Origin of the sequence: Paenibacillus sp. USDA918EY (assembly GCF_009870825.1) — a bacterium.
Classification (GTDB): Bacteria; Bacillota; Bacilli; order Paenibacillales; family Paenibacillaceae; genus Paenibacillus_AQ; species Paenibacillus_AQ albilobatus.
This window is the reverse complement of the sequence record NZ_WTWY01000001.1, coordinates 833,536-845,205: the sequence shown is the minus strand read 5'-3', so window position 1 is coordinate 845,205 and position 11,670 is coordinate 833,536. Positions and strand designations below refer to the sequence as shown.

The window sequence follows — 11,670 nt, the reverse complement described above, 5'->3', positions numbered from 1 at the left end:
ATGAGCTCTAAATAAATCCTAAAAAAAGTGTAAAAATAAGTTCTTGACGTCGAAATCTCCAGATAAAACAAAAAGCTCTGAATAACAATTTTTTGTTATCAGAGCTTTTATGAATTTATTTTATTTTCGGAATAAGTATAATCCAAAGCCCATGGGATCCCGTCCCCATTGCAAGATGCAACTTGTTTTCTTAATGACTCTGTTTCAACCAACAAATGTGATAAAATGTAATTAACAATAACTGTAAGGGAGCTGATGTTATGAATTTATCCTTCTTAGCTCTTATCTTTGTTGCGATCATCTCCGTCTATGCCATTGCATTTACAATGATAATTACGCTGGTTGGCCGGAAATTTAAAGACAAATCCAATATGTATTTTCTATATGCGTCCATTATTTTGGTTATCCAATCTTATCTTATAATTAAGGATTTTTTAGGAAAACAGCCTTTAAGTTCGGTCAACATTTTATTTTTCCTAATGGGGTTTATGCTGATTTTCCAAGGATTACAACGAAAAAAATCAAATAAACAGCAAGGTAAATAAGCCACATGGTAAGGCACCAGGCGGCTTATCTATGTCATATGCCATTCATCAGTCTTCTACACAAACATTGATCTTTCGTTCCACAGCAAATTGTGATTGCATCTTTTGTTCATTTACCGTTGAGGCCGATAGGTCATTACCGTAACGCCCGAACGGAATGTCCTTGTTTCTACATGTTGCAAAATCTTTTGATCATTGCGGTCATTAAAAAGGCGTTTCCCCTTCCCTACCACGATTGGGAATACCATAAGTCGATACTCATCAATAAGATCATGCTGCATCAACGTGTTTACGAATCGGCAGCTGCCGGCGACTAAAATATCCTTACCGGGCAATTGCTTTAACTTCGCTACTTCCTCTACGATATTTCCCTTAATCAACCGGGAGTTATTCCATGAAACTTCCTGCAAGGTCGTGGAAACAACAAATTTGGGGTAATTGTTCATTCGATCGGCAAAATCATCAGGAATAACAACGCCTTTGGCGACCGCATTCTTCACTTTCGGCCAGGACGATGCAAAGCCTTCATAGGTTACCCGCCCCAGCAGAAGCGTATCACAGGCCTTTAGTTCCTCGTATTTAAATTGATTTTGTTCATCCGTATTGAACCGGAACGTCCAATTCGGTTCCTCCATGACACCGTCTAATGACAAGAATTCAGATACAATAATTTTCCTCACCTATTTTACCTCCCAAGTATATTGGTTTGAAAACCGGTAAAGCGGATGTTCTGCGTTTTGCCCGCTTCTATTGATACAACGAACGGGAAAAGGCCGCATCGACATATCCAACATATTTTTTTTACTTGTACCCTCAGTTCACGAATTGCAATGGAACCGCAAACCGTTAAAGAAGATATTCGCCAAAATCATTTTTGGGAATAAAAATGCTCTCGCATGCTGCGCTAACTTGCCCGGTGAAACAAAATATCCCGGCACTCCTTCACATGGAAGGAACCGGGATATTGTTTCTAGCTGAAATTTAAATCCATACCGTATTGTCTCAGTTTCAACTTTCTTGCGACAGCTTGAGAGGCGAGGTTATTCCATGCGGTGCTGTATAAAGCGATCCGCCCCTGATTTTGGACCTCGGCTGCCCAAGCTGCTGCAACCTCCATACCGAAGGCTCTGCCGCGGAAATCCGGAGCGGTGTGCAGGCTCGCTTCAGCAGCAACCGATGAGCTTCTTGCGCTGCTGCACAAGGACACGACGGCTTGATTTTGAACGACTGCGAAAGCAGGCTGTCCAAGGAGAACATCACTGACAAAATCAGAAAAATACGGTTCTAAAAGTTCGATATTCATCTCCGTAATTTTTACCGCTTGCGTTAAACGACCTCTCACGTCGGGGAATACATAGGCTGGTCCCAGATAGACATGGTCAACGGGTCTGTCTTTGCTTAAAATACGTATAATATCAGCCATGTTAACCCGATTTGGAGCATCCAACCAGGGCGCTTTTTCAACAAACCGTTTCAGTTCGTTTTTAACGTCTTCATCCAGTGTTTCATGGTACCTTACAACAAGACCTTGCTTGGTGATCCCCATGAAAAATCGAGGTGCGCTCTTCGCACTAGGTTCGTTTATTGTGGTCATACGCCCATCCTCATTGTGGTTAAAAAGGACGTTGGCTTGGACTTCCATAAGTTCACGGTCAGACTGCAAGTATAAATGTTTCAACTCGGTACCCCTTTTTTTGAGGGGAAAAACGCTGGTTTTTGGGCTAGTAGGCGCGATCCCCTGCGAAAAGTTTTGCCCAAATCGTTGTGTTATTCATCAGACCACCCCCAAAGAAATGTAAACACATTTAACCTTTGAAAATCCTCCCTACGACATGGACGAGGAATTTCCTCAACAGTATATATTTGAACATGCTTTGAGTCAACCGACGATAACGGTGCCCGAGAGTCGCTGTTCCGGCAAGCAGAAAACCCGTCCGCCGGAGTCGGGGTTGCCGGGCCCATCCTCATTTTCTATATAGGAACGCGAGCCGTCTATGGTTTAATCCGATGAACACCGCTGCAAACAGGAGCAGCACCCCAAGATCCACCGCAATATCGCCAAACCCAAGACCTTTGTACATCACGCTCTTGAGCGCGTCGGCCGCGTAATAAAGAGGCATGATTCTGGCAATGACCTGAATCCAAGCAGCCATATGGTCCAGCGGAAAAATGCCGGCAAAAAAGATCTGCGGGATTATGACGATCGGAATGAACTGCACCATCTGGAATTCCGAGGCGGCGAACGCCGACAGCAAAATGCCGAGCGAAAGCGCCACGAACGCCAGCAGCAAATTAATCAGCAGCACGTACCAAATCGAACCTGCCAGATGGATGCCCAGCACCAGCGTGCTGAACAAAACGACGATGACCGTTTGCAGGAAAGCAAAAATGCCGTACCCCGCCAAATAACCGGCGATCACCTCACCCGGGCGTACCGGGGTCGCCATCAGGCGCTCCAAAGTTCCCGTCGTGCGTTCCCGAAGCAGTCCGATTCCTGCGATGAGAAACACAAAAAAGAAAACGAAAAATCCGATCAAGACGGGACTGAGCGTATCAAAATAATTCGTATCCGCGCCGCCATAAACATAGTCCGTCGTCATGGCTACGCGCGGCGCCGCAGCCTTTCCTTGCGGGGGAGCGGCTTCGGCCAGCATGGAGGCTGCCTGACTGATTTTCATCTGAATCGCTTTGGATACCGATGGATCGGTATTTTTCAAAATCAGGTGGATCGCTCCATTCCCCATCTCAATGACGGCGTCCAGTTTATCTTTTACGAGCGTTTCCTTATCGGCATGGTCATATGGGATAGCTTCCATCCCCTGCTGCTTCATTATTTCGACGATTCGCGGATCGAGGTTGACCGTGCCGATTTTGGCGTCGGATGCGTTCCCCGTATGATGAAACAAATAATGCATTAAAGTCAATACGAGCAATGGAGCCAAAAATAACAGCGCGAGCGTTCTTTTGTCCCGCAGCAGCTGCTGGCAAATTCTGCGAACAAGGGCGCGAATTCTCATAGCCGTCTCCCTCCCGCCTGCAAAAATACGTCATCCAAATTCTCAGCGCCGTACTGCAGCTTCAGCTGTTCCGGCGTGCCGACGGTCAAAATTTTACCTTCCCGCACCATGGCCAGCCTATCGCATTTTTCCGCCTCGTCCATGACATGCGTCGTGACGATGATCGTTTTTTGCTCGGAGGATTTCAAACGCGCCAGTTCCTTCCAGATCGACTGTCTCAGCTCCGGGTCGATGCCAACGGTCGGTTCGTCCAAAATAAGGATCGATGGATTATGAATCAAAGCGATCGCCAGCGATAATCTCCGCTTCATGCCGCCGGAATAGGCCGATACCTTTTTTCCCAGCTCATGCGTCAAATTTACGAGATTCGCCGCGTAGCCGATCCGCTGCTTTTGTTCCGCCCTGCCCATTTTAAACATCGAGGCAAAAAATTTCAGGTTCTCTTCTCCCGTCAGTTCGCCGTACAACGCGTCCGACTGGGCCATATATCCGATGTGCTGGAGCATGGCCAGGCTCGGCATTTTCGTTTGCAATATTTCCACGCGGCCTTCGTCCGGCACGTCCATGCCTACCATCATTTTGACGAGGGTCGTTTTTCCGGCGCCCGAAGGACCGATCAGTCCGTAAATCTGCCCCTTTTCCATATGCAGGTTTACATCGGAGAGAACGGTTTTTTTGCCGAAGTTTTTGCTGACTTGCTGTACATTCACGGTTGTTTCCATGGCGAATGAACCTCCCTAAGATAATGAACATCGCGTTGATTATCTTTCACGCCTTTATTATAATCAGGGCATATCAGACCGACAATAAACAGAACTTCGAAATGTGACGATTAATCGACAGGTTCGCCCAATATGTTCATGAGCAAGGAGGGATTCGTTTGAACGAAACTTTGGACCGCCGGGTCGTCCGCACGAAAACGGTCATTCGCGACGCGCTGACAGAGCTGATCGAGGAAAAAGGATTTGAGGCCTTGACGGTCAAAGACATCACCACGCGAGCCAACATTAACCGCGGAACGTTTTATCTTCATTATCGCGACAAATACGACCTGCTGGAACAAAGCGAACAGGAACTGATTGAAGGCATGGTTGCGATCATTCGTACGATCCGCCCGTTTAACCTGGATGAGCTGATGGCAAGGAATGAGCCGGTTCCGCAAATCGTTGAATTGATCGAATACATGAACGGGCAGGCGGAATTTTTAAAGACGATTTTGGGGCCCAAAGGAGACCCGGCCTTTCATTCGCTCGTCAGATCCATGATGTCGAAGTATCTTTTCGAGCAAAACATCGTCCCGCTAATCAAAAAAGAAAACACCCTCGTGCCGACGGAATACCTCATCGCTTACATCAGCTCCGCCCATTTGGGCATCATCCAGGAATGGCTGATGAACGGCCGAAAAGAAACCCCTTGCGAGCTGGCGCTGATCATGACCAAGCTGTCGATGAAGGGTCCGCTTTATGCCGCAGGCATATTCCATGAAATGAAAAATGTTTTGGACGGCAAATAGGAGGCTTTGTTATGGATAAGCAAAAAATTAATCCGGAAGTTCGACAAGCAATCGGCCATGTATGAAGAAAACACGCGGAAACGGATGTGGGGAGCATGGCGGCGACAACTGCTGCAAAACGTTGAGGGGGATGTGCTGGAGATCGCGGTCGGGGCCGGAGCCAATTTCCCTTATTATAATATGGAACGAATGCGCCTGACCGCCGTCGATTTCAGCCCGATGATGCTGCAGCGCGCGCGTAAAATAGCGGCGGAGCTGCGCGTTCAGGCGGAATTCATCGAGAGCGACATCGAGACCCTCGAGTTTCCCCGTCATGCTTTCGATTGCATCGTTTCCACCCTCTCGTTATGCGGCTATGACGATCCGGTTCAAGTATTGCGCAAGCTGGGCCAATGGTGCAAACCCGGCGGTCGGCTTTACCTCCTGGAGCACGGACTCGGAAAAAATCCCGCACTAAAATCGGCGCAGCGGCTGTTGAACCCGGTTGCCCGCCGCATGTCCGGATGCCATTGGAACCGTAATATCGAACAACTGGTTTTGGACGCCGGCCTGCAGATCGAACGAATGGAACGCCATTGGGGCGGCATGATCCATTTGATATGGGCAAGGGCATCTGTTATGATCTAGTCGAAGTTTTGGCAATCATCCATCTTCTACATGAAGGAGCGAAACCATGTCGACGAATATTTCACGGATTCGAATCGATGCGTCCACCGAAAAAGTATGGGCAGCGTTAACCGACCCGGAACAGGTGAAACAGTGGCAATACGGCAGCATGCTGCTTACGGATTGGCAGGAAGGCGGCGAAATCCGGTTCCGCAATGAATGGGAAGGACAAGTTTTTGAGCAGTGGGGAAAAGTTTTGGATATCGTTCCTCACGAATTGATCCGGTACTCCCTTTTTGCGCCGCGGCCCGGCTTGGAGGACAAACCCGAAAATTATTTCATCATGAGTTACATACTCAGCGAAGAAGGCGGTTCTACGCTGCTGCGGATCGAACAGGAAGACAACAGACCCGGCGCCACCCAAGAAGTTCGGGAATCCGAGGAAGACGATCAGTCGGTGTTGGGCATGCTGAAAAAATTGGCGGAGGCCTCATAAACTGCAGCGTTTTTCACGGGGTTTGACGTAGAGCATCGAGCCTGCTTGCCGCGGGCTCTTTTTATTTTGACATGGTTCAAGCCTGAAGTTTCCGGCCTGATCAAAAGAAAACGCTGTTTTCGTAAAGATGGTTGCTATTTGGTTAATGAGGTAAAATAGTGTTACTGTCTAATACCAGAAAAATATATGGGAGGGTTGGATTTGAGGACGGATATAAGCAATTGGATGCCGCTATCTGTGTCGGAAATAAATAAAGTGTTTTCTGGCATTCCGCTTCGGTGGATGATCGCTGGAGGTTGGGCTTTAGATTTGCATCTATGCAAGCAAACAAGGGAACATAGTGATATAGACATTATTATTACACGTGATGAGCAATTAATCGCCTATCAGTATTTAAAACGTGATTGGGTGTTATACAAGGCGGAGAATGGTAAGCTTGAACTTTGGGAAGATGAAGAGTACTTGAATTCGACAAATGACATATGGGTCAGCAAGAGCAACGAGACGCCTTGGGCTTTTCAGATTATGATCATTGATACCGACGAAAATTTTTGGATTTATAAGAGGGATACATCAGTTAGAAGGCCCATTGATGAAATTTTTTTGAGAACTGATGAAGGCATACCTTATTTGAGACCCGAAATCCAGCTTCTTTATAAAGCAGGTGGTTCGCAAGTACGTGAAAAGGATCATTATGATTTCCAAACAATGCTTCCATCACTTCTGCCACAAGAAAAAGCATGGCTGAAATCTTCTTTAAACCGGCAATTTTCAGAAGGTCATACCTGGCTCAAATTTTTGTGAAAACAATTCCATGCTTGTGGTTGCTCTTATCTAAACGGGCACGAGAGCTCAAAACCAATACGAGAGCAACAATAGAAGCGAAAACAGCCAAAGAAAAAAAGGCCGTCCCTGGTCCGGCGGATCCCATGGGACAGCTCCCTCTCTTCTTTAGTTTAGACCATCCGCGACAATGTCTCCGAAAACCAATTCCGGAATGCTTCCTGATCGATCCCGGTCGCCACCCGGACGTTAGGCTCACCGCTTACTTCCATCGTCATGCCGATCGCGGCTCCTTCCGTAACCACGGTCACACGTTTAGGTTCGACTTTAAAAATTTCAGGATTCGTGACGTACGTTACGGCGCACATGTCATGCATCATTACCCCGTGTTCCATATCGCCGTCCCGGTAGTGACCGAAGGTTGCGGTGAACATCTCAGCCGATTTGTTGCGGTGTTTCGCCAGATCGCTGCTTCCGATCAACGCTTTGAGCGTGACGTCCAGACCGATCATGACCAGCTCCAAGCCGGATTCGAACACGATTTTGGCGGCATGCGGATCGGCCCAGATGTTGAACTCGGCCGCGCTGGTGACGTTCCCGCCGGATAACGAACCTCCCATGAGAACAACGCGTTCGATCTTGGATTTGATCTGAGGATACATAAGAAGCAGCATGGCGATATTGGTCAATGGCCCGATCGATATGATCGTTATCTTTTCGTCCGAGGACTCAAGCAAGGACCGCATCGCCTCGACCGCATGTTCAGGGATGACCGTCTGCCCGCTTTCGGGAAAGTCATATCCGTCCATGCCGGATTCCCCGTGCACGTCGGTGCTGACCGGTGCGATCACAAGCGGTGTTTCCATGCCGCGCGCTACCGGAATCTTTTGACCGAAAAAATCAAGGATTTTCAGCGTATTCGCCGTCGTTTTGCCGATATCTACGTTCCCGTGCAGCGTCGTGATGAGCCGGATGTCCAGTTCGTTTCGATAAAAGGCCACCCCGAGCGCAGCCGCGTCGTCGATGCCCGGATCGGTGCTTATGATAACAGGAATTTTTGCCATGCCTAATTTCCTCCTTCAATTGTACGTTTAACCAGATGTTTATCCAAGGCTTCCATACCCCGTGAATCATGTTTTTCAAGGTTAGCTTATATCAATGGAAACGTCAATGGAATGCGCTTACAACTCCGCATGGCTTCCGTGGATGTTGAAAAAGAAGGAAAAACATCCGGGGATGCTTTTCCTTCTTCGTTTATCTCAAACTTATTCCTTCGTCACCAGTTTGAGCGGCGCAGGGATGGATTTTTCCACCGTTTTGCCATGCAGCACGTCAAATGCGGCTTGAACCGCCATCTGTCCGATCAATTCCGGCTGCTGCGCCACCGTCGCGGTCAGCTTTCCGTCCTTGATCGATTTCAGCGCGTCCTCGTTGCCGTCGAAGCCGACGACCGGAATGTTTTTGCCGGAGCTTTGAATCGCTTCGATTGCCCCAAGCGCCATTTCATCGTTGTGGGCGAATACGGCCTGTACTTCAGGGTGAGCCTGCAGCAGGTTTTCCATGACGTTCAAGCCTTTGGTACGGTCGAAATCGGCCGTTTGTTTGGCGATGACGTTCAAGTCTTTGTCGGCAACCTCATGGAAACCTTTGCCGCGTTCGCGGGTCGCCGATGCGCCGGCCACGCCTTCAAGCTCAATTACCTTCGCGCCTTTGCCTACAACTTTTTCGATAAACTCGGCAGCCATCCGGCCGCCCTTCACGTTGTCCGATGCGACAAGCGCCTTGACATCCCCTTTATCCGAGGAACGGTCCAGGGTAATGACCGGGATGCCGAGGTTGTTCGCGGATTGCACGACCGTCGAGATCGCCGCGGAATCGGTCGGGTTGATGAGCAACACATTGACGCCTTTTTGCATCAGGTCGTCCACGTCGTTGCTTTGTTTCGCCGAGTCGTTTTGCGCGTCGACGACGATCGTTTCCATGCCGTGTTTTTTTGCTTCGGCAACGACGCCGTCTTTCAAGGATACGAAAAACGGGTTGTTGAGCGTGGAGACGGACAAGCCGATTTTAATATGCTTCAGGTCTCCGCCGGTGTTGGGCTTGGCCCATCCGGGAGGTTCCAGGGAACAGCCCGTGGTCAACATCAGCAGGAACGCCGCCAGGATTAACGTTAGCTTTTTCATATGATTCTCTCCCTTATGCCGATTTCTTCCGGTCGATGAGCACGGCGATCACGATGACGATCCCTTTGACTACCATCTGATAGAAGGAAGACACGCCGAGCAGGTTCAGACCGTTGTTCAAAGTTCCGATAATGAGCGCGCCGATGAGCGTGCCCACGATGCGGCCGCGTCCGCCGGAAAGGCTTGTACCGCCCAGAACGACCGCCGCGATTGCGTCCAGTTCGTAGGATGTGCCGGCCGTAGGCTGCGCCGAGTTCAGACGGGAGGTCAGAATCGCGCCCGCCAAGGCCGAAAGCAGGCCTGCCAGAGAGTAAATCATGATTTTGACGCGGGATACTTTAATGCCCGATACGATCGCCGCTTTTTCGTTGCCGCCGATGGCATACGTTTTGCGGCCGAACGCGGTTTTATGCAGAACGATCCACAGCACCGCAAAGGTAATGATCATCGTAATGGCCGGAACCGGGATGCCGAATTGATAACCGCGGCCGAACAGCTGGAACGTCATGCTGTCGCCGAGGCCGGTGATCGGGTTGCCGTCCGTGTACACCAGCGTAAGTCCTCTGAAAATCGTCATCGTGGCCAACGTGGCGATAAACGGCGCCATTTTCCCTTTTGTAATCATAATGCCGTTGATCATCCCCATCACGCCGCCAAGCAAGCAACCGATAATGATCGCCAAAATCGGATCAAACCCGGCAACGAGCATGTTGGCGACAAATGCGCTGGACAACGCCAGGATCGAGCCGACGGACAAGTCGATCCCGCCGGTCAAAATAACGAACGTCATGCCGAACGCGATCAACGCGTTGATGGATACCTGCCGCAGCAGATTGAGTATATTAAGCGGTTCCAAAAAGCTTGGATTCAGAATCGAAACGATTACGATGAGTATGATGAGGCCGAGAAGCGGTCCAAGCTTTTGCGTGATTTGCGAAAACTGAAACCCTTTGGCCGTTTTTGCTTCATTGAGTGTTGTCATTTTACTGTCCCCCTGTAGCCAGCGTCATAATTTTTTCCTGCGTCGCTTCGTCTTTGGTCAGCTCTCCCGTAATGCGGCCCTCGTGAACGACGACGATCCGGTCGCTCATTCCGAGCACCTCCGGAAGTTCGGACGACACCATGATGATGGCGACGCCATGTCCTGTCAGCTCGTTCATCAGTTGGTAGATTTCGCGTTTGGCCCCGACGTCGACGCCGCGGGTCGGTTCATCCAGGATCAAAAGTCTCGGCCCGATGCCTACCCATTTGGCGATGACGACCTTCTGCTGGTTCCCGCCGGACAGATTGCCTGCCGCCGTTTCGCGCGAATGGGTTTTGATTTGCAGACGCTTGATCAACGCATCCACAAAGGCGCTCTCTTTTTGCGAGGAAATCAGCCCTTTGGTCGTAAAACCGCTCAAACTTGGCAGTACCATGTTTTCGCGTACCGAAAAGTCCAAGACCAACCCTTCGTCTTTCCGGTCTTCCGTAATAAAGCCGATCCCAAGCTTCACCGCGTCCACCGGCTTCCGGATCACCGCCTTTTTCCCGAACATGCGGATTTCCCCGCTGTCCAAACGGTCCAGTCCGAACAACGCTCTCATCATTTCCGTGCGTCCCGAACCCATGAGCCCGGAGAAACCGACGATTTCGCCTTCGCGGACCTGGAAGCTGACGTCTTTGAATAGACCTTTGCGCGTTGCGTGTTCCACCTGGAGAACGACCTCTCCGGGATTCGGATTCCGTGCCGGGAAACGTTCGGTCAACTCCCTGCCGACCATTTTTTTGACGACTTCGTCGAAGTTCGTGTCCGGGATGTTTTTCGTATCCACGGTTCGTCCATCCCGCATCACGGTAATTCGGTCACAAATGGTGAATATTTCCTCCATCCGATGCGAAATATAAACGATGGAAACACCATCTTTTTTCAGGGATGCGATTACTTCGAACAGCTTTTGGATTTCCCTTTCCGTTAACGCCGATGTCGGTTCGTCCATGATGATGACTTTCGCGTCGGAAAGCAGCGCTTTGGCGATCTCGATCATTTGCTGCTGGCCGACGGAACATTCGCCCGCTTCAAGGCTTAACGGAATGTCGACGGAAAGCTTTTGAAACTGCTCATTGGCAAGCGCCTTCATTTCCTTGTATTTCAGAAATCCGAGCGAAGACGACATTTCCCTTCCGATGAACAGATTGTCCAGCACCGTCATATCCGGCCAGACGTTGAGTTCCTGGTGGATGAATGCAATCCCCTGACGCTCCGCTTCCTTCGGATTGGCGAAATACGTCTCCTTGCCGTCGATGTGGATCGTCCCTTTATCCCTGGCATGCAATCCGGTAAGAATATTCATCAGGGTGGATTTGCCGGCGCCGTTTTCCCCCATCAGGGCGTGAACCTCGCCTTCGCGCAGGTCAAAATCGACGCCGGACAGCACTTGATTGCTGCCGAAGGCTTTGTGGATTCCCTTCATTTGAATCTGCATAACGGCTCCTCCTTAAAGTTTTGCGAAGGAAAACTTGCTTCGTAAGCATTGGCTAAGTTTTA

13 protein-coding genes are annotated in these 11,670 nt (G+C 49.6%); 5 read left to right on the top strand and 8 right to left on the bottom strand.

From position 1 onward, the window contains the following. Window positions 1-260 precede the first annotated feature (260 nt). Entirely contained in the window at window positions 261-545 is a 285-nt protein-coding gene (locus GQY55_RS03835) for a hypothetical protein (RefSeq protein ID WP_160038240.1), read from the top strand. A gap of 113 nt (window positions 546-658) precedes the next feature. On the opposite strand, the gene GQY55_RS03830 is transcribed toward GQY55_RS03835, so the two are convergent. From GQY55_RS03830 to GQY55_RS03815, 4 genes are all read right to left on the bottom strand, one after another. Then, on the bottom strand, window positions 659-1,225 hold the full coding sequence (locus GQY55_RS03830) for a dihydrofolate reductase family protein (RefSeq protein ID WP_160038238.1): 567 nt from the start codon (window positions 1,223-1,225) through the stop codon (window positions 659-661). A gap of 290 nt (window positions 1,226-1,515) precedes the next feature. Then, window positions 1,516-2,223, bottom strand: a complete 708-nt coding sequence (locus GQY55_RS03825) for a GNAT family N-acetyltransferase (RefSeq protein WP_160038236.1) — start codon at window positions 2,221-2,223, stop codon at window positions 1,516-1,518. Window positions 2,224-2,509: 286 nt separating this feature from the next. Next, window positions 2,510-3,562 (bottom strand): ABC transporter permease, encoded by a 1,053-nt coding sequence (locus GQY55_RS03820; protein ID WP_160038234.1) that lies wholly within the window; start codon window positions 3,560-3,562, stop codon window positions 2,510-2,512. Next, entirely contained in the window at window positions 3,559-4,284 is a 726-nt protein-coding gene (locus tag GQY55_RS03815) for an ABC transporter ATP-binding protein (protein ID WP_160038232.1), read from the bottom strand. The genes GQY55_RS03820 and GQY55_RS03815 overlap by 4 nt, the downstream gene beginning before the upstream one ends. Window positions 4,285-4,442: 158 nt before the next feature. Here GQY55_RS03815 and GQY55_RS03810 point away from each other — a divergent pair, with 158 nt between their 5' ends. From GQY55_RS03810 to GQY55_RS03795, 4 genes are all read left to right on the top strand, one after another. Beyond that, the gene (locus GQY55_RS03810; protein ID WP_160038230.1) at window positions 4,443-5,075 is read left to right on the top strand and encodes a TetR/AcrR family transcriptional regulator; all 633 of its coding nucleotides are present in this window, start codon (window positions 4,443-4,445) and stop codon (window positions 5,073-5,075) included. Window positions 5,076-5,081: 6 nt separating this feature from the next. Further along, on the top strand, window positions 5,082-5,702 hold the full coding sequence (locus GQY55_RS03805) for a class I SAM-dependent methyltransferase (RefSeq protein ID WP_236575389.1): 621 nt from the start codon (window positions 5,082-5,084) through the stop codon (window positions 5,700-5,702). 46 nt (window positions 5,703-5,748) lie between these two features. Then, window positions 5,749-6,177 carry an SRPBCC family protein gene (locus GQY55_RS03800; RefSeq protein ID WP_160038228.1) on the top strand — a complete coding sequence of 143 codons (429 nt, stop codon included), beginning with the start codon at window positions 5,749-5,751 and terminating at the stop codon, window positions 6,175-6,177. Window positions 6,178-6,378: 201 nt separating this feature from the next. Then, entirely contained in the window at window positions 6,379-6,981 is a 603-nt protein-coding gene (locus GQY55_RS03795) for a nucleotidyltransferase domain-containing protein (protein ID WP_160038226.1), read from the top strand. 152 nt (window positions 6,982-7,133) lie between these two features. Here GQY55_RS03795 and GQY55_RS03790 read toward each other — a convergent pair whose 3' ends face one another. The 4 genes from GQY55_RS03790 to GQY55_RS03775 all read right to left on the bottom strand — a co-directional run bounded on the left by GQY55_RS03790 (window position 7,134) and on the right by GQY55_RS03775 (window position 11,608). Continuing rightward, entirely contained in the window at window positions 7,134-8,024 is an 891-nt protein-coding gene (locus tag GQY55_RS03790) for a nucleoside hydrolase (protein ID WP_160038224.1), read from the bottom strand. 201 nt (window positions 8,025-8,225) lie between these two features. Further along, window positions 8,226-9,143, bottom strand: a complete 918-nt coding sequence (gene rbsB, locus GQY55_RS03785) for a ribose ABC transporter substrate-binding protein RbsB (protein ID WP_160038222.1) — start codon at window positions 9,141-9,143, stop codon at window positions 8,226-8,228. Window positions 9,144-9,156: 13 nt separating this feature from the next. Further along, window positions 9,157-10,125: a ribose ABC transporter permease RbsC gene (gene rbsC, locus GQY55_RS03780; protein WP_160038220.1), complete on the bottom strand. Its 969-nt coding sequence runs from the start codon at window positions 10,123-10,125 to the stop codon at window positions 9,157-9,159. 1 nt (window position 10,126) lies between these two features. Continuing rightward, window positions 10,127-11,608 (bottom strand): sugar ABC transporter ATP-binding protein, encoded by a 1,482-nt coding sequence (locus tag GQY55_RS03775; protein WP_160038218.1) that lies wholly within the window; start codon window positions 11,606-11,608, stop codon window positions 10,127-10,129. Window positions 11,609-11,670: the final 62 nt, after the last annotated feature.

Excerpts from the sequence above, each read along its gene's own strand:
- GQY55_RS03775 (WP_160038218.1), bottom strand. The coding sequence starts at position 11,608 with ATGCAGATTCAAATGAAGGGAATCCACAAAGCCTTCGGCAGCAATCAA.
- GQY55_RS03835 (WP_160038240.1), top strand. The coding sequence starts at position 261 with ATGAATTTATCCTTCTTAGCTCTTATCTTTGTTGCGATCATCTCCGTC.
- GQY55_RS03790 (WP_160038224.1), bottom strand. The coding sequence starts at position 8,024 with ATGGCAAAAATTCCTGTTATCATAAGCACCGATCCGGGCATCGACGAC.
- rbsC (WP_160038220.1), bottom strand. The coding sequence starts at position 10,125 with ATGACAACACTCAATGAAGCAAAAACGGCCAAAGGGTTTCAGTTTTCG.
- GQY55_RS03820 (WP_160038234.1), bottom strand. The coding sequence starts at position 3,562 with ATGAGAATTCGCGCCCTTGTTCGCAGAATTTGCCAGCAGCTGCTGCGG.
- rbsB (WP_160038222.1), bottom strand. The coding sequence starts at position 9,143 with ATGAAAAAGCTAACGTTAATCCTGGCGGCGTTCCTGCTGATGTTGACC.
- GQY55_RS03815 (WP_160038232.1), bottom strand. The coding sequence starts at position 4,284 with ATGGAAACAACCGTGAATGTACAGCAAGTCAGCAAAAACTTCGGCAAA.
- GQY55_RS03800 (WP_160038228.1), top strand. The coding sequence starts at position 5,749 with ATGTCGACGAATATTTCACGGATTCGAATCGATGCGTCCACCGAAAAA.